At 54.6% G+C, this 22,747-nt stretch carries 13 protein-coding genes and 3 tRNA genes; 4 read left to right on the top strand and 12 right to left on the bottom strand.

Annotated elements, in window-relative coordinates; all coding sequences use genetic code 11:
- Window positions 1-27 precede the first annotated feature (27 nt).
- The 12 genes from AO065_RS11250 to rluD form a co-directional block, all read right to left on the bottom strand.
- Entirely contained in the window at window positions 28-966 is a 939-nt protein-coding gene (locus tag AO065_RS11250; RefSeq protein WP_004884082.1) for an NAD-dependent epimerase/dehydratase family protein, read from the bottom strand.
- Complete coding sequence (locus tag AO065_RS11245; RefSeq protein ID WP_004884081.1) at window positions 963-3,620, bottom strand: glycosyltransferase; 2,658 nt, start codon at window positions 3,618-3,620, stop codon at window positions 963-965. Before AO065_RS11245 ends, AO065_RS11250 begins: the two co-directional genes overlap by 4 nt.
- 450 nt (window positions 3,621-4,070) lie before the next feature.
- Window positions 4,071-9,581, bottom strand: a complete 5,511-nt coding sequence (locus AO065_RS11240) for a glycoside hydrolase family 99-like domain-containing protein (RefSeq protein WP_004884080.1) — start codon at window positions 9,579-9,581, stop codon at window positions 4,071-4,073.
- A complete protein-coding gene (locus tag AO065_RS11235; protein WP_004884079.1) occupies window positions 9,578-10,291 on the bottom strand; it encodes a hypothetical protein in 714 nt (237 codons plus the stop codon). The genes AO065_RS11240 and AO065_RS11235 overlap by 4 nt, the downstream gene beginning before the upstream one ends.
- Window positions 10,292-10,295: 4 nt before the next feature.
- A complete protein-coding gene (locus AO065_RS11230) occupies window positions 10,296-11,648 on the bottom strand; it encodes an ABC transporter ATP-binding protein (protein ID WP_004884078.1) in 1,353 nt (450 codons plus the stop codon).
- Window positions 11,638-12,456, bottom strand: coding sequence for an ABC transporter permease (locus AO065_RS11225; RefSeq protein ID WP_004884077.1), 819 nt, complete (start codon window positions 12,454-12,456; stop codon window positions 11,638-11,640). Before AO065_RS11225 ends, AO065_RS11230 begins: the two co-directional genes overlap by 11 nt.
- Before the next feature lie 641 nt (window positions 12,457-13,097).
- A tRNA-Pro gene (locus AO065_RS11220) sits at window positions 13,098-13,171 on the bottom strand.
- Window positions 13,172-13,264: 93 nt separating this feature from the next.
- Window positions 13,265-13,337: transfer RNA gene (locus AO065_RS11215), tRNA-Lys, on the bottom strand.
- Between the two features lie 100 nt (window positions 13,338-13,437).
- Window positions 13,438-13,508, bottom strand: a tRNA-Asn gene (locus tag AO065_RS11205).
- Between the two features lie 298 nt (window positions 13,509-13,806).
- Complete coding sequence (gene clpB / locus AO065_RS11200) at window positions 13,807-16,371, bottom strand: ATP-dependent chaperone ClpB (RefSeq protein ID WP_004884076.1); 2,565 nt, start codon at window positions 16,369-16,371, stop codon at window positions 13,807-13,809.
- A 177-nt stretch (window positions 16,372-16,548) separates the two neighbouring features.
- Window positions 16,549-17,277, bottom strand: coding sequence for a peptidoglycan editing factor PgeF (pgeF, locus tag AO065_RS11195; RefSeq protein ID WP_004884075.1), 729 nt, complete (start codon window positions 17,275-17,277; stop codon window positions 16,549-16,551).
- The gene (gene rluD / locus AO065_RS11190; RefSeq protein ID WP_004884074.1) at window positions 17,274-18,236 is read right to left on the bottom strand and encodes a 23S rRNA pseudouridine(1911/1915/1917) synthase RluD; all 963 of its coding nucleotides are present in this window, start codon (window positions 18,234-18,236) and stop codon (window positions 17,274-17,276) included. The genes pgeF and rluD overlap by 4 nt, the downstream gene beginning before the upstream one ends.
- 149 nt (window positions 18,237-18,385) lie before the next feature.
- Between rluD and AO065_RS11185 the strand changes: the two genes are divergently transcribed.
- From AO065_RS11185 to AO065_RS11170, 4 genes are all read left to right on the top strand, one after another.
- Complete coding sequence (locus tag AO065_RS11185) at window positions 18,386-19,408, top strand: outer membrane protein assembly factor BamD (protein WP_004884073.1); 1,023 nt, start codon at window positions 18,386-18,388, stop codon at window positions 19,406-19,408.
- Window positions 19,409-19,531: 123 nt separating this feature from the next.
- On the top strand, window positions 19,532-19,771 hold the full coding sequence (locus tag AO065_RS11180; RefSeq protein WP_054998485.1) for a PP0621 family protein: 240 nt from the start codon (window positions 19,532-19,534) through the stop codon (window positions 19,769-19,771).
- Complete coding sequence (locus AO065_RS11175; RefSeq protein WP_004884071.1) at window positions 19,761-21,353, top strand: sensor histidine kinase; 1,593 nt, start codon at window positions 19,761-19,763, stop codon at window positions 21,351-21,353. Before AO065_RS11180 ends, AO065_RS11175 begins: the two co-directional genes overlap by 11 nt.
- A gap of 2 nt (window positions 21,354-21,355) precedes the next feature.
- Complete coding sequence (locus AO065_RS11170; RefSeq protein ID WP_032651614.1) at window positions 21,356-22,696, top strand: sigma-54-dependent transcriptional regulator; 1,341 nt, start codon at window positions 21,356-21,358, stop codon at window positions 22,694-22,696.
- The last annotated feature ends 51 nt before the right edge of the window (window positions 22,697-22,747 follow it).

The following is a 22,747-nucleotide window of genomic DNA, read 5'->3' as shown; positions in this document are numbered from 1 at the left end:
TTGGCGCTGTATAAGGAAACAGACTGACTACGGAATACGTCTGTATGCATCGGCAGCCCAATGAGCTGTTCTGGCAAGGCCTTCAGCCATGGAGACTTTGGGCACCCATCCCAGCTCGCTTTCAGCCAGCGCATTGCAAAGAATGCTGACCGGAACGTCGAACGGTCGGCCGGGCTTGTAGATGCGTTCTACCTTGCGTCCAACCACTGTCTCCACCTTGTCAATCAGATCGTTCAGGTTCAGACCATGACCAGAACTGATATTGAAGACCGACTTCGTACCTTCATATTCAGCGGCCTTCAAGAATGCATCAGCAACATCGCCTATATAGACATAGTCACGCGTCACCGTCCCATCGCCCCAGACCTCGATGGGCTTGTCGGAAAGCGCCTTGTGAAGAAAGGCTGCGACCGCCCCTTGAGCCGTTTCAAGTCGCTGACGTTCGCCGTAAGGATTGGACACGCGAAGTACGACCTGCTTGATTCCATACAAATCGCTGTAGAGCTTCAGGTATTTCTCGATGGCAAGCTTGGTAATGCCATAGGAAACCACGGGCTCGGTCGGATGTTTTTCATCTACCGGCAAGTACTGGGGAAGTCCATAAACAGTACCGCCTGAAGAAATGAACACGATCCTTTTGACGCCCTTGACCAGCATCGCGTTCAGCATCTGCAGCGACGACACCATATTGCTCTGCACGTCGTAGATAGGGTCGTCGTTGGAGCTTTTAGGCAGTGTGGTCGAAACCAGGTGTAAGACCACGTCCATCCCGTCCAGTGCATCCTCTACATCGTGTACCGAAGCAAGGTCGCCAGTGGTCCATTCGACATGCTCGCTGGGAAGAAAACTACGAAAGGGCTCAACACGAGGTCTTTCAAATACCCGAACAAAATGTCCAGCTGCCAAGAGCTTGTCAACAATGGTCGAGCCGATGAAGCCGCCACCACCAAATACTACGTATTTCATTTGAATATTCCCTTCGCGCCGCTCTTCTGGGTGAGGCTTAGGGCCTCGCGGTAGACTATATCGTAATTCTTGAACAACTGTTCCGGATCAAATTTTCTCGCCGCAGCAGGTACCTGAGAGCGAATGTTTCTCAACAGTCCCGATTCTGGAGCAGCCAGCTCCACGACCAGGTCTGCGAGCTTATCTACCGAAATTTCCCACTCCGACAATTCGAAAAGTGTGCCAGCCATTCCGTCGTCAGTCAGCAGCATTGACCTGATTTCGCCAATATCACTGGCCAGCAGCGGTGTTCCCGCGTGCAGGCAGTCAATGAGCACGAGTGGATAACTTTCACCCTTGAATCGGGAAGGCAAAAGACCGACATCGGCCAATGCAAAATAATCACGAATATTTTTCTTGAAGCCCAATAGGTGAACACCCTCAATTGCCGGGGCATCCTTGAGCATATCGTACTGCGGCCCTTCGCCAATCAACACAAGATGAATTCGCCGCTTTGACCTGCTTTGCGCCGCCTGCACAGCGGCCACAGCCTCGGCCCAGCCCTTTTCCGGAATCGCCCTACTGACCAGGCAAAGCACGAAGTCCGCTTCATCAATGTCAAGCTCAGCCCGGCTGATCTGGCCAATAGGAGTCAAAGGCAACGCGTTATCCACACGAGTGAAGTGCTTGGCGGCAATGAAATCGGAGGAGAACGGCCTGAGATTTTTCTCTGCCGTATAGACTATTCGATCAAATCCTCTCTCCATCAGCGGCAAAATGGATTTCATCTGCGCCTCAGGCATCATTTCGTACATGCCGTGCATGCTGACTACATGACGAGGCCCGCCCTGCCCCAAAAGCAGAGATGCAAACGTTATGTCCACCCACGCGTGATGAGAGTGTATTACTTCAACGCCGAGATCCTTAAAGACCCAAGGCGCATGCTCAAGCTCCTTCAGACGCAAAAGAGGGATGTCCCGGTGGAGCATGGCGCGAACACCTGGCTCGGTAGGCTGCTCATGGCAGTTTAAAACGGTCACGCCATAACCGTGTTCTTTCATAAGATTTGCAAGCATGAGCGGGAAGGTCTCGCCCCCACCTGCTGCCAGCGCATAAGCAATAATCAACAGATTGGGCTTGCGTAGCGACGAGTGAGACATTATGCGCTCGATATTGAACAATGCATCGAGGCCGTCCGCCGGCTGATCGGGTCGGCACCGTGACCATTGCTGGCGCAAATCGTCTTCGAGACGTTCAAGCATCAGAGGCGCCAGGTCGTATAACGCAACCATCTGGGTGGCCACGTACTCGTACTCACGGTAGTAAAGATCGGTGGACTGTGACGTTGTGGACGTATTGCTGTCGTGCTGTCGATAATAATTGGTGGCTGAAGGCGTATAGGAAACCAGACCGCCGCGAATAAGGTGTAGATAAAATACCCAGTCACCACATACCCTCATGCTCGACCAGGCCTGATCGTCCATCAGAGGCATATCCCGCGAGTTGCGAAACATCGCACTACTTACGTTTGGGACAATATTCTTGAGCGACCAGCAGTTATTCACAAGCCAATGCGCTGACTTGACGAATGGCAGATGCCAGAAAGACGGTCCCATAAAGGGCAGGTATTCTTCAAGAGACCAGGTCAGCTTACCTGACTTACCCGAGACAAAGACCGAACGAACGAACGAAAGCATAACCGCTTCGTTGGCGAAATGGCGGACGTTCTCCTCAACAAAGTTGGGCGAGCAGTAGTCATCACTCTCTGCGATCCAGACCAACTCGCCATCTGCGAGGCCAAGCCCCTTTTTCCATTGCTTGAAAACACCGCCAGAGTTCGTTTCGTTGAAAATACAGCGTGTCGTGGACGCATAACGGGTCGCGTATTCAGACAGGATCGCCCGACTGTCATCACCCGAACAGTCATCCAGCAAAATCACTTCGATATTTGAATAGGTCTGCGCATAAATAGAATCAAGGCGCTCACGCAAGTAACGGCCGTGGTTATAGTTTGGGACGATTACGGTAACCAACGGACGATAGTCGTCGACAGGCTTGCTCTCCCTGTCGTAAAAATCCGATGCTGCAGAGGACATCGCGTCCATTCCCGCACCATGGCCATTTCTCAATAGCAGTGCCACCGCTCGTGTGCGCAAACCACTCACGCCGTGCTTTCGGTAAAGCTCAATGGTCTTGGAAACAGCAAGCCCCAGGGAACCGTAATGATCGACCGCATATTTGGCCGCTCGCAATGGACGCACCAGGCGCGACCCGATACCTACCAAGGTGCCGCGAGCCTTGCGCAAACTGCGGCGAACATTATCCCAGTCACCTCGCAGGAGATGACCGGCGAAACGGACAGGCGTGGTAACGCGCCAGGACATCGACGAGTAAACGTGTGAAAGCTCGGCTTGATGCTCGATCAAAAGCGACTGAATCTTGAGCTCTCGCTCCCTAATCGACTCTCCAAGCTGAAGCTTCAAGTCTTCGATGGCATCATCTTTTTGTTGTAACTTCAAATACAAGTTACACAGTATTTGCTGCGAGTCGTCAGCAACTTCATCGCTGCTCAGGGATGACGACACAAGCTCTGGAAACGACGCGAAATGACGCTCATCATTAGCGAGCACTTGCTGGACGCCCTCTTCACGCGTAACAGAATCTTTGCGCGTCACTGTTTACCACCTCTCCTGCCACCTTAAAAACCAACGGTAACAAAGTAAAAAAGCGCCCCTGTTATGGAGCAACTATGGATCCATGATCTGCAGCGACCAGCATTGGCAAACCTAATCCAAATGCCATGGAGGGAAAAGCCTGAACCCCGCATGTAAGCCGAAGCGCCGCAAAGGTGGCAACCTGCCCAATAATAGCCACAAGCCATCAATCTTTGAAACCTGTTCAGAATCTACGCAGATACGCCATGATCGGAAAAAACCATGGAATTCTATTCTTTTAGGGTGACACAGTCAAAAAAATTTACAAAATACAGTTATTATTCAAGTAATAATAAAAAAATGCCACGTGGTGGATAGTTAAAACCGTAGCGAAAACGGTGTACCCGGACAAAAATGTCCGGATACCGTTTATTCACATAGAGAACTTATTAACTTTAAAACGTTCGCCTCTCAATATCGGGAAAGCTCAATGTCACGACGAAATATATCAATGTACTGTTTTGCAACGGCATCAATCTTATATCGAGCGGCCACCGTAGGTACCAGCTTCAATGCGCGACGATACACTTCATCGTCCGAAGCGAACGAAGCGATCATTTTACCTGTATACCGGACAGGAACTTCCCAGTCTTCCAGTTCAATAACAGTACCTGCAATTGATTCTCCTGCAGACAGCATATTTTTAATATCGCCTACATCAGAGGCAATGTAGGGCTTACCGGCGAAGAGACAATCCACGATGGTCAGCGGGAAGCTCTCGGACTTGAACCACGTCAACATGATGCCCATGTCCGAGGCCGCATAGTATCCAACAGAGTTCTCGCTAAAGCCTGCCAGATGGACAAAGTCAGGCACACCGGCCTTGCAATACTCTTCGTAAACCGGTCCGTTACCTACCAGTATCAGCCGGATGTCACGCCCGGACAGAAGACGTGCGTGCTCTACCGAGGCAATGGATTCAGCCCATCCCTTGTCGGGAATGGCCCGACTGACACAGCACAATACAAAGGCATCCTGAGGGATGCCCATGCTGGCACGCGATACGGGCACAACTGTGGAAGTTGTCATGCCATTAGGAAGCTTGGTAAACCTCGCAGAGGTTTCATCATAAAGGCTATAGTCCTTGAACGGCCCAAGATTTTTTTCTGCGGTGTAGACCCAGGTCGTGACGCTCTTGTCAGCGATTTCAAGCTGCTCTTTAGTGACACCAAAAGCGTTGCCGTGCTCAATCATGCCGTGCAGCGACGCAACGTGAGAGCCGAGTTCGGAAAAAACGTCAGGCAACTGCAAAGGGTATTTCTGGATATGCCATTGATGCGTGTTCAGCGCCTCAATCCCGAAGTCATGGATAAGAGACTTCATGGCATCAACATCTGACGTTTCAATCAGGGGCACGTCGTTTCTCAGCATACGGCGGACACCATCCTCCCTAGGGTTCAAGCCCGCACTTAACAACAGAACAGACAATCCTTGTCGCTTGAACTCATTGGCCATACGAATAGGCAGAATTTCGGCTCCACCCGGGTAGAAGCCCATAGTAGAAACCAATACGTTCGGCTGTCGGTTTTCTCGCGCCTTGAGAATAGCGTCCACGTCGTACCATTCAAGAAACCGATCATCCCCATCAGGCAGATGATGATCGTAGGTCGCCCTTGAACTACTCTTTGACTGCTCAAGCAATGCTAAAGGAACGTTGTACAACGCTTGAACTGCACGCGCTGCGACACCCAACTCATTGTAAAAGGTACTTGTCCTGTAAGTCGCCTCTGCAGCACTACCGGGGTAACGCCTGAAATAGTTTCGAGCGTTCGTGGAGTAGGCGATTTTACCGCCACGGATTTGATGCAAATAGAAGACCCAGTCACCCGCGACCCTCATCGAGAGCCACTCAGGGTTATCGAGTAGAGGCATATCCAGCGGGCGCCTGAATACCACGCCACTTGCATTGGGAATTGTGTTTTTGATGCCCAACGCGAGATTGACCTCGTTGTGAGCTGTCTCAACGTAAGAACTCTCCCATCGATCAAAGCAAGCAAGGTCATTGACATAACCTTCAAACTCTCCAGGCATGGGCTTCTCATCAACGGTCACGAACATCGACTTCGCGTAAGCAAGCAGGACCGCTTCATCCTCAAACTCCGTCACCAGCGTTTCAAGGAAACGGCTGTTACAGAAATCGTCGCTTTCTGCGATCCAGACAAGATCGCCTGTCGATGCCTTGATACCTTTAGCCCACTGCCGGAATGTACTGCCCGAATTCGTTTCGTTAAACAGGGTGCGGGTCGTCTCCGGGTAACGCTCTGCATAGCTATTTAACAGCTCACGACTGCGATCAGACGATACATCGTCCATCAGAATCACTTCGATATTTTTATAGGTCTGCCCGTAGATCGTGTCCAGCCGGCGGCGCAGAAAGCGTTCATGATTGTAGTTAGGTACAAGAATAGAGACCTTGGGCATAACTGCACCTGAAGCGACGCCGGAGAGCGCGCGACTTGTCTCATTCAAACGACTGAAACCACTCTGACGATCAGGCTCAAGAAATAGCCCGCCATTCCAGTCGTTCCAAGCGTTGATAAACACGAAACGACGATCTTCGGGCTGTATTCTACGAGTGCTCAAAATCGCCGCATCCAGCCAACGGCGATACTCTTTGATATGGAAGCGCGAGTACAGAACCGATCTCTCAGGATTCTGCGAGGCATTATCGCGACCCAACGTAACCATACGGAAAACCGATGCAGAGCCGAACGCTTCCTTACAGCACCTGGCAACGGCTTGGGATACAACGACTGCGTACGGAGTTGCGTCAACATCTCCGTCAGTCACAAAAACGTTGTTACCTGTCTCTTCCAACGTTGGGTGGTATGAAATGTCCGTAACAGCATCAAACAACTGATTATCAGCAACTACATTTGCAAAACCGCTGGCAATAATGAAGACACTATCCATCAATACGCTTTTCAGCTGCTCAAGACGACGCGCATCCTCGGCATCGCCAGATCCAATGACGACCATAACGGGCTTATCGTCGATTTGAATGTAGCGCTCATCGGTGAACGCCTCATTCATAACGCTCCGAAGCGACTCGAGCGTATCGAACTCGTTGATCGCCAGACTCAAACAAAAACGAAAGTTAACCGTCTTGTCGGCGATAAATAGGTTGACCGGAGAGTAATGAGTGCCATTGACCACGTTGCCGTTGAGTTCAAAACAGAATCCGTAAAGGCCATGTTGCCTGGCCAAGAGCACCTGCTGCTTAAGCACTTCAATATCTGCGGGATCGTAGAGCCCCAGTTCATGATGAGGAAGAAGCTGTTTGGATTTTTCCTTGGAGCTTGAGCCGCCTTGAGACAGCGACGCCCAGTTTGGGCATGAGAAAAAGGCCAGTAGTTTTATGTCGGATTCAAGTTCGCCGAATCGAATCGATTTTTCATAATGAACCGCAGAGTCCGGGGTGCCAGACCGCAGCTCCGAAGCCCCAGCGACTACAAAGTGCCAGAATGGATTAAGATTTGCATTCCGGATATCATTGTACGCTTTGAGATAGGCCTTGCTGTCAAAGTCATCAGACGGATTTAGCCCCTCTCTCCACCCTTTCTCACAATAATGGCGAACAGCCTCATCCGGCTTTATATCGAGGTCGGGATACATCGCCAGATAATAGGAAGCGTCGAACAAACCTGACTGCGATATATCGGCAACTTCCTTATCAATCACGGAGCTTGGCGTCGAATACTGCGCAGCCTGAAGCGTCCTGAAATCTTGCTCATCAAGCGATGAACGCTTGACTTTTACACCTTTAAGATTGCCCTCTGATCCTTCAAAAATATCGTACCACGGCACGCCGTCAATCAGATCAGGCTCACTTGAAAGCTCAACTTCCATGCTCGGAAGAAGATCCCTTACCGGCCACGCTACACGCCCCTCTTTCTCACCCCACTTCAGGTAATGAAGCAACGGATTTATACCGGACTTAGCGACATCCGCATTATCATAGAGATAGTGAGCAGTGCAAAAATCGGCGGACGGGTTACGGTGCTCTTTCCAGCCGTATAGATAATAATGTACCGCCGGTTCCATACCACTGGCGCTAACGTCAGGGTATGTGGCTACATAATACTGCTCATTGAACAGCATGCTATTTTCTATTTCGCGAATTGACGACTTAAAAATCAGACTTTGACGGACACGCAGAAAATCAATTGTTCTCTTGGCCAGTGAGCGAGGCTTGCGTTTTAACAAGTTACCCACGCGACGCATGGGTGCCGTTATATGCCAAGAACGGGAACCTAAAATAGCGTCAAGCTCATACTGCAAGTTAGTAAGTTGCAGCTTTGAGTCAGCTTCGAACTGAGTAGCGTACTCACTCAGCTCAGCAATTTTTTTATCTCGCTCAGCGAGTCCTTTGGCCAAAACACCCGCATTTTCATAAGCCTTCGTCTTGGCGACTGTTTTTTGGCTGTTGTCAGCGATGAGTTGTTTAAACGTCTCGATCTGCTTATCACGTGCAGACACAGCCTCACTCAGATCCGCAATATGATTATCCCGTTGAGCAACGGCGAGATTAAGATGAGCAAAATGATCGTCACGAGAGTGAATGGTGTGGTCCAGGCTTTTCAGCTGCTCTTCATTTTCAGCAAGTGCTTTGTTCAACGCGGCAATCTGGGCATCTCGATCGGCCACTGCGTGCGTCAATGCAGCGATTTGGCCATCACGCTCAACAACATTGGCGCTGAGACTGGCTGCCTGCTCATCGCGCTCAACAATGGACTGATTCAAGCTGGATATCTGGCCATCTCGTTCGGCAATGGCCTGACTCAAGGCCGCGATCTGCGCATCTCGATCCGCAATGGACTGGCTCGAACTTGCGATATGGCCATCTCGCTCAGCCATAGCCTGGCTTAGCACCGCGTTCTGACTTTCCCGCACGGCTATAGCCTGGTTGAGCTCTGCCGCATGCCGATCACGCTCAGCAAGAGCATGGTTCAGACTGTTGACCTGCTCGTCACGTGCTTGAATCGCCTCGTTAAGACTTGCAATCTGACCATCACGCAGACCAACAGCCTGATTCAGATTCTGGCACTGAAGATTACGCTCACCAAGACGCTGGTGGCGTGCACGGATGGTTCTGATGGCCTTGAAGGCTACCGCCAGCTGCTCTGCGGAAAAAGTATCCTTTGCCGCAGGCGGTTCTTGATCGTAATCAAATACCTGAAAATCCTGTGCGTACAGCAAACGAATCAACTCGGCACTGCGCGGCGTCACAAACTCAGGAAGGTAGGGAATCAGACTTTCATTGGCTCGACGCCCGGCGAATGGGCTCGGAATGTAATTGCCCACCCACTCGGTCAGTGCCTGTCCCAACTCCTGAGACTGCTCGATCTTGAAGATTTTCGAGTACTCGATCAGGTCTGGTCGAAGCAGGTTTACCTGAGGCGTCCAGTGCAGGTCCCAGTAATGAGGCGCCTCATTATTGGCCAAGTGCTCAAGAAAACCTTCGAATGCCAGCGCAAGATCGTTAGCGTCGCGAAGGGAATGGTGAAAAAAATCATAGCTTTTGTAGGGGGCTACTTGAAGCGGCTCTTGCAACAGTAGTTTTGACTGCCAGGCTGAAAACAAGCGCTTGTAGGGGTTGCGGACGATGGCAAACTTGAAAAAATCGTCGGACGACAGCGTATCCCCAAGAGCGTCAGGGCCAAGCCCTGTGACTTCAGGGGCGAGGCTGTGAAAGTTGTTACCATGAATAATCAAGTCCGGATCCGACTCGGCACTGTCAGTCAGCGAACGCAGGGCCTGAACTTTCCCTTCCAGTGAAGCAAACCACCACTTCAGGGAAGTACACGCCACCTTGGGTGTCGAGACGTAAAAAATCTTGTAGCGGTCGGAACGGTAGCCGCTGTCCAAAAGATACTTAAATACTTTTTCTTTGTCCGCAGACGGCCAACTATTAATATTCATTTTACAGTCCGTACCAAATTTTTCTCTAATGAGATATTAGCTTCGTAAAAAAAATCGTTGCATTTCCCAGCCCAGACACCAACCACTTTGCTGACATCCAAATGATGGTTGCAAGGGTCTGGATTGCGAAAGAAATCATGAACAAGCCGCGTAGACTGATCAACGACAGAGTCAGTGATATCGAAGTAATCGACACCAGACTCAATGGCCATCTCTCTCAACGACTGGTTGTAACGGAACGTCAACTCCGTACGCTCGACAAGACTTACCTTCACCTCGGCACGCTTGTTGGCAACCTCCCCCATATCCGTACCGTCACGAATGGTCGGCAGGCTGGCACCGGTGATGCAAACTCTGGAAAACCCCATGAGGAGCACTTCATTCAGGAATGAGCGATAGGCATGGATAGAGTCTTGAAATTGCACCTCTGTGCTTTCTCCATAGCGTTCAGCGCGCCACCAGATCACGAAGCCGCAGTCGACTTCGCCCAAGTGCATCAGTACCGCAGAGTCCTTCGGCTGCGCCGCAAGGGCCGTCCGAAATATATTGAGCGCATCAGTGATTGAGTTCGGATTTCTCAGCCCTACAGCCGTCGCTCCGGGGACGACGGAGAAAGTCACGTCCTGCACGTTCAGAAGCCCAAGCCCGACAGCCAGTTGAAGCGCTTCCAGATGAGAGTCGCCCAGGACAACCAAACGCTGAATGGTCATGAGATTAGTTCATCTCAACTGCGGGGGCGCTCGAGGCGAGGCACACGTAGCCGAACGAATTCAGCCGCTCATTCGGAGAAACACGGAACATGATCGCATCCAGAATGCGATGAACGCTGTTGGGTTCTTGAGCTGACCATATACCCGCACCGGCGAAATACGCGCCTGGCAGCAGGCTCATCGTGAACGAGAACTTGACGCTGAATTGGCTGCCAGCGCGTACATTTTCCATATACACGCCTTCTTCAGGGTAGCGCTGGCCTGTAACAACCGCACCCGAAATATTGCGAATGTGAATACCCCAATAGATCCCCGAGAAGTCGTCTTGGAAGCTGCCCGAAACCTCGAATTGATAGATCTTTCCGGCTTGAAGCACATTTACAGCACGACCTTCGTCGTCAAGGATGACAATCTTTTCGATGATACCGCCCTGGTCCGGGTAGACAGTTGTCGTCTCGGGGATCAGACCTGGGTCAAAAGCGTCGACCGACTCGTCCTCAACCGTCACAAGCTGCTTTGGCTCATCCAGCAGAAGAGCCGATCCTGATGTGTCGGCGTTGCGGTATTTTTCCAGGAGGCGCTCATACTCCCCTTCCGGCGCGTAAATCAACGCCTGATAAGCCCGAATGGCCTGTGGTGCCGGGCTGTACATCAAGCGACTGCCCTGCTCGAGGAAGAGCGTTCTGTCACACAGTTCGATCATCGTCGCGGCAGAGTGGGAAACGAAAAGAATCGATGTTCCTTTGCTTTTCAATTCTTCCAGACGAGCAAAACACTTGCGCTGAAATTTTTCGTCGCCAACTGCCAGAGCTTCGTCGACGATGAAGATATCCGGGTCGATCATGGCCTGAACAGCAAATGCCAAACGTACGATCATACCGCTGGAATAGCTTTTGACAGTCTGCTCTATAAATTCGCCAATATCGGCAAATTCGGCAATTTCATCAAAGCGCGCATCAATTTCCGCCTCTTCGAGACCTAGTACGGCAGCATTCATGTAGACGTTCTCACGTCCGGTGAACTCAGGGTTGAAGCCGGACCCCAGCTCAAGCAATGCCGCGATTCGCCCCTTGGTCTGGACGCTGCCATGAGTCGGATTGAGTGTGCCGCAGATCATTTGCAGTAATGTTGACTTGCCACTGCCGTTACGACCGATGATACCGACTGTTTCGCCCTTTTTTACTTCGAACGAGACATCTCTGAGCGCCCAGAACTCTCGAAAGTTCTGTCCACGGTCGACACCTACCATCCCACGAAGGCGGGGCAAGAAAAACTGCTTCAGCCGATCACCAGGACGGTCATAGACGTGGTAGCACTTGCTCAGGTTTTCTACTTTGATTGAAAACTCAGAGGACATCAGCAAACCCCTTGCGTGTTTTCTGGAACCAGGCAAAGCCTAGCCAGGCAATAAAAATGGCTGCGACCCAGTAAATACCCAACATTTGAAAGTCTGGCGCAATACCTGTGAAAAGAACGGCTCTGGTTTGCTCAACTACCGGCGTCAGAGGATTAAGGTACAACAAATAACGGCTAGCCTCCGGGACTGCAGAGGCCGGATAAAATATAGGGGACAGGAACATCATCATTGTGATCAGGACACCAATGAACTGGGAAATGTCTCGCAGGTAAGTCCCCAACGACGCAAGCAACCAGCTGACACCAAGAATAAAAAAGAGAAAAGGGATGATGATCAACGGCAGATAAAACGCAGTAGCGTGTGGTACGCCGAAGAAAATAGCGTAGGCACCTAGCCAAACACACAAACTGATGGCGGCATGAAAAAGAGCGGCGTTCAGAATGACGCACGGCAGGATTTCAAGAGGGAACACAACTTTCTTGACATAGTTTGTATTGGAAAGAATCAGAGTGGGCGCACGATTGACGCATTCGGAAAACAGGTTGAACACCATCAAACCTGCGAAAAGCGCCAGAGCAAACTCGGTTTTCGATTCGCTGCCCACGTTCCATCGCGCCTTGAGCACCTCGCTGAACACGAATGTGTACACAGACAACATGAACAGAGGGTTGAAGAGTGACCAGAGGATGCCCATTACGGATCCACGGTAGCGGCCCAAAACCTCTCTCTTTGTAGCTGTCCTGATCAGTTTTCGGTTGGACCACAGGCTGCTGAACATTTCCGGTAGGCTGGCAGAGAAGTGACGCATCAGGTAAAGAAACCTCAATATGGATCGCGCGATGGCGTTGACTACCGGACCGAGAAGGCTATTCGACTCCTGACCAGCTCGTGTTTAAAAAATTACCTACGCTAACCCAATCGTTACGTTGAGTTGACGGGGAGGATGACAGTCATCAAATCATCAGCCCGTAGGATATCGACCGCAGCGGGCGGTAGATGAGCGGCGAATCTGCATCAACAACATCAGATCATTTCCAGCAGGGATTATTGCTGATCGTGGGGGACGTATTATACCGGTCCTCCGCGTCAATTTTTTTGCATCAAGCGAGCTCCGCTTCGCGTTATGCAAAGTCAACGCCTCCATGATCCCTATCCACAGGTTGCGATGTCAATCAACAAACCAAAGTTTACACTTTCCCGGCAAGCTATGCCCGAAGCATATCGGCCATTGGCTATCTACCATCAGCTTTTGGATCTCATGCCCTTGAAACCAACCAAATCAACCCCACTCCTGCTGGCACCCCTCTGCACCCGCACCACCAGAAGAAATGACGACCTTAATACTACGAATTCAAAACAACAAAAAAGGCGTCCCGAAGGACGCCTTTTTTGTTGGACTCAAGACCAATGTTCTTGAGTCCTGATCTTCAACCCTGATACAGCCGGGCGAAANGGTAAGGGGATTCGAACTCCTGACATCCTGCTCCCAAAGCAGGCGCGCTACCGGACTGCGCTATACCCCGATGATGCTAAAAAGCACCTCGTAAGAGGCGCTTTTTATTTGGATGATGCTTGTGGCATCACTCCCTAAGATCCAGCCAGATACAAACTAGCCAANGGTCGTGTGGGATTCGAACCTACGACCAATTGGTTAAAAGCCAACTGCTCTACCAACTGAGCTAACGACCCAAATNGGTAAGGGGATTCGAACTCCTGACATCCTGCTCCCAAAGCAGGCGCGCTACCGGACTGCGCTATACCCCGACTGAAACATCATTGAACCTTGCGAAANCACGACCTGGACTCGAACCAGGGACCCAGTGATTAACAGTCACTTGCTCTACCAACTGAGCTATCGCGGAACTATCGATTTCAGATTCAACGTTACCACTTGCCGCATTGAAATCACATCGCTGTTAACTCTTTGATTTCAATCTCAATGACGTTTGCGCTTTGTTTGTATCGTTGCGTTCACGTCTCTGAGGCGCGCTATTCTACAATTTTAAAAACACCTGTCAACCCTCTAAATTGCTTTTTAAGACAATGATTTGCGATTTTTTTTCAGATCGCCTTTCAGGGCTGATTTTGCTGCGCACATCACCCTCAACAAAAAGGGCTCCCACTCGGGGAGCCCTCCTTTATAAGGCAACAGGCCTGATCAGGCAAACACGATCTCGTCGTCGACTACCCGACCAGTGATGCCGGTGCCGGGCACGAAGCTGCCCGACAGGATGAGCTGCGCCAGCGGGTTTTCGATCCAGCGCTGAATCGCACGCTTCAGTGGGCGTGCGCCATAGACCGGGTCGTAGCCAACGGCAATCAGCTTGTCCAGCGCCTCAGGGCTCAGCGTCAGAGAAAGCTCGCGCTCGGTCAGACGCTTGCGCAGGCGATCCAGCTGGATGTCGGTGATACCGGCAATCTGATCACGCGCCAACGGCTCGAAGATCACCACTTCGTCGATCCGGTTGATGAACTCCGGCCGGAAATGCGTACTGACGGCATCCATCACCGCTGCACGCTGCGCCTCGCGATCCCCTACCAGTTCCTGAATCTGTGCCGAGCCCAGGTTGGAGGTCATGACAATCACGGTATTGCGGAAATCCACCGTACGGCCATGGCTGTCGGTCAGACGGCCGTCTTCCAGCACCTGCAACAGAATGTTGAACACGTCCGAATGCGCTTTCTCGACCTCGTCGAGCAGGATCACCGAATACGGTTTGCGACGAACAGCCTCGGTCAGGTAACCGCCTTCCTCATACCCGACATAACCCGGTGGCGCACCGATGAGCCGCGCCACGGAATGCTTCTCCATGAACTCCGACATGTCGATCCGCACCATGGCCTCTTCGGTGTCGAACAGGAACTCGGCCAGCGCCTTGCACAGTTCGGTCTTGCCCACGCCGGTCGGGCCGAGGAACATGAACGAGCCGCTTGGACGGTTCGGGTCGGACAGGCCCGCACGCGAACGACGCACGGCGTTCGACACAGCGACCACGGCCTCTTCCTGACCGATCACCCGGTTGTGCAACAGGGTTTCCATTTTCAACAGTTTTTCGCGCTCGCCTTCCAGCATCTTGGAGACTGGGATACCGGTCCACTTGGACACGACTTCGGCAATTTCTTCCTCGGTCACCTTGCTGCGCAGCAACTGGTTTTCCGGCTTGCCATGCTGATCGACCATCTGCAGACTGCGCTCCAGGTCCGGGATGATCCCGTACTGCAATTCAGCCATGCGGTTCAGGTCGCCACGACGGCGTGCCGCCTCCAGCTCCTGACGCGACTGCTCGATTTTCTGCTGAATCTGCGCAGAGCCGGTCACTTCGGCTTTTTCAGACGTCCAGATTTCCTCCAGATCCGCATATTCCAGCTCCAGGCGCTGGATATCGTCCTGAAGCTTGTCCAGACGCTTGATGGCCGCCTCGTCCTTCTCTTTCTTGAGCGCCTGAGCTTCCACTTTCAGCTGGATCAGGCGGCGCTCGAGACGGTCGAGCACTTCCGGCTTGGAGTCGATTTCCATCCGAATGCGGCTGGCCGCTTCGTCGATCAGGTCAATCGCCTTGTCGGGCAACTGACGATCCGTGATGTAGCGATGGCTCAGCTTCGCCGCCGCGATGATCGCACCGTCGGTGATAGCGACCTTGTGGTGGACTTCATAACGCTCTTTCAGGCCACGCAGAATCGCGATGGTGTCTTCTTCGCTCGGCTCGTCCACCAGCACTTTCTGGAAGCGTCGCTCAAGCGCTGCATCCTTCTCTATATATTGGCGGTACTCGTTGAGCGTGGTCGCACCCACGCAATGCAGCTCACCGCGCGCCAACGCAGGCTTGAGCATGTTGCCCGCATCCATCGAGCCTTCGCCCTTACCGGCGCCGACCATGGTATGCAGTTCGTCGATGAACAGGATGATCTGGCCTTCCTGCTTGGACAGCTCGTTGAGCAGTGACTTCAGGCGCTCTTCGAACTCACCACGATACTTGGCACCCGCAATCAGTGCGCCCATGTCCAGCGACAGCAGACGCTTGCCACGCAGGCCATCAGGCACTTCGCCGTTGATGATGCGTTGCGCCAGACCTTCGGCAATGGCGGTCTTGCCCACGCCGGGTTCGCCGATCAACACCGGGTTGTTCTTGGTGCGGCGCTGCAGTACCTGAATCGTGCGGCGGATCTCGTCGTCACGGCCAATCACCGGGTCGAGCTTGCCTTCTTCGGCACGCTTGGTCAGGTCAACGGTGTACTTGTCCAGCGCCTGACGCGACTCTTCGACGTTGGGGTCGTTGACCGCCCCGCCGCCACGCAGGTTGTTGATGGCATTTTCCAGCGCCTTCTTGCTGACGCCCTGCCCCAGCAGCAACTTGCCGAGTTTGCTGTTCTCGTCCATGGCGGCGAGCAGCACCAACTCACTGGAAATGAACTGGTCACCCTTCTGCTGAGCCAGGCGATCAGCCTGATTGAGCAGGCGCGCCAGTTCCTGCGACATGTTGACGTCGCCGGTCGGGTTCTGGATTTTTGGCAGTTGATCGAGCTCTTTGCTCAATTCCTTGCGCAGGCTGTTCACGTCGAAACCTACCTGCAGCAGCAGAGGCTTGATCGAGCCGCCCTGTTGTTCAAGCAATGCCTGCATCAAATGCGCAGGCTCAATGGCTGGGTGGTCGAGGCCCACTGCCAGCGATTGTGAATCTGATAACGCTAACTGTAATTTGCTGGTCAATCTGTCGATACGCATAGTCACCTTCCTTTAGAGCAGGCCGGAGCAATGAACACACCTGTGACGAAAACCTGCTGAAACACTTATGGATGCGCAATAGATGCGGGCAATTCTGCGTGTTTCAAGACTGACTCGATTGATGTGGATCAGCCTCACGCTCAGGCAAGCCTAGCTGGCTTGCGCAAAAGAGCAGTGTCAGGCGTGATCGATCCAGATCAGCGAGGCAAATCGGCCGGTGTGGGCTGCACGGCGATAGGAGAAGAAGCGCGAATCGGTGAAGGTATCGAACCCGCCACCATAAACAGAAGAGATGCCATGCGCCGCCAGCCGCAGGCGCGCCAGCGTATAAATGTCGGCCATGAATCGACCGGCTTTGGCACTGGCGATGAACGCTTCGGCCGTTTCAGCATGCTGACTGACGAAGGCTTCGCGAACCTCTGGCCCGACTTCGAACGAAGGCTGACCGATTGCAGGGCCAAGCCAGACCATCACGTCCTCAGGCGCAACCTGCAGGCTGTCGGCTGTCGCCTCCAGAACACCTGCTGCCAGACCACGCCAACCCGCATGCGCGGCAGCGACCCGAGTGCCGTCACGGCGACAGAACAGCGCGGGCAGGCAATCGGCGGTCATGATGGTGCAGGCGACGCCGGGCGTGTCCGTCCAGCTGGCATCGGCTTCCATGACGCACGAAGGATCCGCATGCGCAACGACCACACCATGCACCTGGCGTAACCAGGCGGGCTGGGCGTTGAGGCTGGAAGTCAGAGCAGATCGATTGCTGGCAACGGCCTGTGGGCTGTCGTCAACGTGATCGCCGAGATTGAAGGTATCGAACGGAGCCTGACTGGCCCCGCCCGAGCGGGTGGTGACGCAAGACTTGATCTGCGCTGGCGCGGGCCAGTCAGGTATCAGCCAGTCATTCACCCGATGAACGCCTCACGATCCTGCTTGAGCAGCGACAGCAGCCAGACGAAGTCGTCAGGCAGTGGCGATTCCCAGCTCATGCGCTTACCGGTGATTGGGTGATCCAGCTCCAGGAAGCGCGCATGCAGTGCCTGACGCGGGAAGGTCTTGAGCGAATCGACCATGGTCAGGCTGGCAGCAGGCGGAATGCGGAAACGACCACCATAGGCAGGATCGCCGACCAGCGGGTAGTTGATGTGCGCCATGTGCACGCGAATCTGGTGCGTACGACCGGTTTCCAGCTTGACCCGCACATGGGTGTGCGAACGGAAGCGTTCCAGCACACGGTAATGACTCACCGCCTGCTTGCCGCCTTCCATCACCGCCATGCGTTGGCGCTGCTGGCCGTGACGGCCGATCGGCGCGTCAATCTTGCCGCCTGCGGTCACGACACCGATCACGATGCATTCATAAATACGGCTCACGCTGCGACTCTGCAACTGGGTGACCAGTTGGGTCTGCGCCTGAATCGTCTTGGCGACCACCATCAGACCGGTGGTGTCCTTGTCCAGACGGTGCACGATGCCGGCGCGCGGAACATTGATGATGTCCGGCACGTGGTGCAACAGGGCATTGAGCAACGTGCCGTCGGCGTGACCGGCAGCCGGGTGTACCACCAGGCCCGCAGGCTTGTTGATGACCAGGATCTGGTCGTCTTCGTAGACGATATCCAGTTCGATGTCCTGAGCGACCCATTCACCCTGGGCCTCCTGCTCGGCAATCAGTTCAAGAATGGCACCACCATGCACGATGTCACGCGGGCGCAGAACGCCACCGTCCACAGTCAGGCGGCCGTCCTTGATCCAGGCGGAAAGGCGCGAGCGCGAGTGCTCAGCGAATAATTGTGCGGCGACTTGATCGAGGCGTTGACCGCCCAATTCGGACGGCACCTCTGCGCGGAGTTCTATATTTTCGGACATGACCAGACTAGGTGGCGGCTAGCCTTTGGTTTCGGCAGCGCGCTTGTGGTTAAATACGGCGTCTTTTGTCCCGCCGGTATCGCGGGGCGCTCATCATAACAGGACGGCCCCGCCCAAGACAGCAGGCCGTTATAGGGACGCAAGCCGCCATGCAAGTGAAACACCTGCTGCTGATCGCCATCCTCGCATTGACTGCGGCCTGTTCGTCGAAGGAAGTCATCGACGAAAACCTCAGCGAAGTCGAGCTGTACCAGCAGGCGCAGGCCGACCTGGGCAATAACAGCTATAACAGTGCCACTGAGAAGCTCAAGGCGCTGGAATCTCGCTATCCGTTCGGTCGCTACGCCGACCAGGCCCAGCTTGAGCTGATCTACTCCAACTACAAGAACGGAGAACCGGAAGCAGCGAAATCTGCCGCCGAGCGCTTCATTCGTCTGCATCCGCAGCATCCGAACGTCGATTACGCCTACTACATGAAAGGCCTGACCTCGTTCGACCAGGACGTCGGCCTGCTGGCGCGCTTCCTGCCGCTGGACCAGACCAAGCGTGACCCGGGCGCTGCCCGCGACTCGTTCAACGAGTTCGCGCAACTGACCAGCCGCTTCCCGAACAGCCGTTATTCGCCCGACGCCAAGCAGCGCATGATCTACCTGCGTAACCTGCTGGCTTCGTACGAAATTCACGTAGCTGACTATTACCTGACCCGTCAGGCCTACGTCGCCGCTGCCAACCGCGGTCGTTATGTGGTCGAAAACTTCCAGGAAACGCCGTCCGTCGGTGATGGCCTGGCCGTCATGGTCGAGTCGTACCAGCGGCTGCACCTCGATGATCTGGCAGCGACCAGCCTCGAAGTCCTGAAAACCAACTACCCGAACCATCCGCAGCTGGACAACGGCGAGTTCACCCCTCGCCAGGCCGAAGCGGACAACCGTTCGTGGCTGTCCAAGGCGACGCTGGGCCTGATCAGCGGTAGTGCGCCGCTGCCACCGGGTGAAACCCGTGCCGATCAGGACATCAAGAAGCAGTATCAGGAAGCCAAGGACGCCATCCCGAAAGAGCTGCTGCCGGAAAACCAGGCAGAGCTGGATGAGCAGGCCGAGAAAGAAGCCGAAGAGAAAGGCACCAAGAGCCGTTCCTGGTTCAGCTACATGACACTGGGTCTGTTCGACTGATTCGAACCCGACTCACGAAAAAAGAGGCCTTTGCAAGGCCTCTTTTTTTATGCGCATTCGCCTCTGTCCGCCCGCCTGCTCCTTGGCTACACTGCGCAGACTCAACTCACTAAGCTGGTAGTCATGCTTCGGTTATTAATGTGGGCCGCGTTGATCGCGGTGGTGGTCTGGTTCATCAAGCGGCTGCTCAATCCCCCGAAACCAAAATCACGTCCGGCACCGTCCGACACCACCGCAGCGCCCATGGTGCGTTGCGCCCAGTGCGGCGTTCATCTTCCTCGTGATCGTGCATTGAACCAGGAACAACAATGGTACTGCAGCGAGGCGCACAGGCTAGAAGGCCCGGCGGCACGTGACCGCTGAGCCCCTTTCGCTCGGCACCGCCCAAGCGCAACGGATCCTGCGGCTTTATCACCTTTATCGCCTCGTCATCGGTGTCCTGCTGGTATCGCTGATTTCCAGCAGCCTGGACACCGAACTGTTGCAGATGGCCAACCCGAACCTGTTTCGCGCAGGCTGCTGGCTGTATCTGGTGTCCAATATCCTGGTGGTGGTGCTGCTGGAGCGGCCGAGTCGTCAGTCTCACCTCTTCAGTCTGGCGCTGGCAGACGCGATCATGCTGTCTGGCCTTTTCTACGCGGCCGGAGGTCCTTCGAGCGGTATAGGCAACCTGCTGATCGCGTCGGTCGCGATCAGTAATGTACTGTTGCGTGGCCGCATCGGGCTGCTGATCGCGGCAGTCTCGGCCATCGGCATCATTTACCTGACCTTCTACATCAGCCTCGGGACGCCATCGGTTTCCAGCGACTACGTGCAGGCTGGGTTGCTGGGCGCCATGTGCTTCGCTGCCGCCATGCTGGTCCAGGCACTCACGGCGCGCATGTTGAACAGCGAAGTGTTGGCCAAGCAGCGTGCTGCCGATGTCGATAACCTTGAAGAACTCAACGCCCTGATTCTGCAACGCATGCGCACCGGCATTCTGGTACTGGATGCGCGCCGTCAGGTGCTGCTGGCCAATCAGGGCGCGCTGAACCTGCTGGGGCATGAGCAGTTGGTCGGCGAAGTGATCGACCATTACTGCCCGCAGTTGGTGGATCGCCTGCGCCACTGGCTGATCAACCCGGTCATGGTGCCGCGCAGTCTCTCGACTTCTGCCATCGGGCCAGAGCTGCAGCCCAGCTTTGCGGCGGTCAACCGAGGCGATCAGTTGCAGACCCTGATCTTCCTGGAAGACCTGTCGCAGGTTGCCCATCAGGCCCAGCAGCTCAAGCTTGCCGCACTGGGCCGCCTGACCGCCGGCATCGCTCATGAAATCCGCAACCCGCTCGGCGCTGTCAGCCATGCAGCGCAGTTGCTGAACGAGTCAGAAGAACTGACCGCGCCAGACCGGCGTCTAGGGCAGATCATTCATGACCAGTCACGGCGGATCAATCTGGTCATCGAGAACGTGCTGCAACTGTCCAGACGACGTGAAGCCCAGCGTGAACTGCTTGATCTGAAAAACTGGCTGGAAGACTTTGTTGCGGAGTTTCGCAGCACCGCCCTGCCTGACCAGCGGGTCGAGACCGAAATCGGTGTCGGCATGCTGACCACGCGCATGGACCCCGAGCAGTTGAATCAGGTAGTCACCAACCTGCTGCAGAACGGCCTGCGCTACAGTCGTCAGGACCACCCTGCCGCACAGGTGCTGCTGAGGCTGTATCACGACCGCAAAAGCGATCTGCCGACGCTGGAGGTTCTGGATGACGGCCCCGGCGTCAGCGAGAAGCACCTGAGCAGATTGTTCGAACCGTTCTTCACCACCGAAAGCAAAGGGACGGGCCTTGGCCTCTACCTGTCGCGCGAGTTATGCGAAAGCAATCAGGCCCACCTGGACTACGCCCCTCGGGAAGGTGGCGGCAGTTGCATGCGGATTACCTTCGCCCACCCGTTCAAACCGAGCTGAACATGACCCCACGGCAAAAGATCCTGATCGTCGACGATGAGCCGGACATTCGCGAACTCCTGGAGATCACTCTGGGCCGGATGAAGCTCGACACCCGCAGCGCCTGCAACGTCGCCGAGGCACGTCAGTGTCTGGCTCGCGAAGCATTCGACCTGTGCCTGACGGACATGCGCCTGCCGGACGGCAACGGCCTCGAGCTGGTGCAGCATATCCAGCAGAACTTCGCTCACGTTCCGGTGGCGATGATCACCGCGCATGGCAGTCTGGATACTGCTATCCACGCGCTCAAGGCCGGTGCGTTCGACTTTCTGACCAAACCGGTAGACCTCGGTCGCCTGCGTGAACTGGTCAACAGCGCTCTACGCCTCACACCCGTCGTACAGCCGGTACGCACCCTGGATAATCGCCTGCTGGGCGATTCGCCGCCCATGCGTACACTGCGCAGCCAGATCGCCAAACTGGCGCGCAGTCAGGCCCCCGTTTACATCAGCGGCGAGTCCGGCAGCGGCAAGGAGCTGGTGGCCAGGTTGATTCACGAACAAGGGCCACGCGGAGAGAAACCCTTCGTGCCGGTCAACTGCGGCGCCATTCCTTCCGACCTGATGGAAAGCGAATTCTTCGGGCATCGCAAAGGCAGCTTCACCGGTGCCCATGAAGACAAGCCGGGGCTATTCCAGGCGGCACAGAACGGCACGCTGTTTCTGGACGAGGTGGCCGATCTGCCGCTGGCCATGCAGGTCAAACTGCTGCGCGCGATACAGGAGAAGTCCATCCGCAGCGTTGGCGGTCAGCAGGAACAGGTGGTGGATGTCCGGATTCTCTGTGCGACCCACAAGGACCTGAACGTGGAGGTGGCCGCAGGACGCTTCCGGCAGGATCTGTATTACCGATTGAACGTCATCGAATTGCGCGTACCGTCGCTGCGCGAGCGTCGCGAAGACATCGACCAACTGGCCGCCATCGTCCTGCAGCGTCTGGCGAACAACAGCGGCCTGCCCGCCGCCAGACTCGACGCCCAGGCACTGGATACGCTGAAAAACTATCGTTTTCCCGGCAACGTTCGTGAGCTGGAAAACATGCTGGAGCGTGCCTACACGCTGTGCGAGAACGACGAAATCCACGCATCCGACCTGCGCCTGGCCGAGTCTGCCAGACCACAGGAAACCGACGGCCCGAACCTGGCCGACATCGACAATCTGGAAGATTACCTGGAAGGCATCGAGCGCAAACTGATTCTTCAGGCCCTGGAAGAAACCCGCTGGAACCGCACAGCGGCAGCCCAGCGGCTGAGCCTGTCATTCAGGTCGATGCGTTATCGATTGAAGAAGCTGGGGCTGGATTGAGCGCGAAGGCGCGGGTGTTTAAAGGCCCCTGACACAACGCTAAATAGCCGC

Origin of the sequence: Pseudomonas viridiflava (assembly GCF_001642795.1) — a bacterium.
Lineage (GTDB): Bacteria > Pseudomonadota > Gammaproteobacteria > Pseudomonadales > Pseudomonadaceae > Aquipseudomonas > Aquipseudomonas viridiflava.
This window is presented reverse-complemented; position numbering and strand designations above follow the sequence as displayed.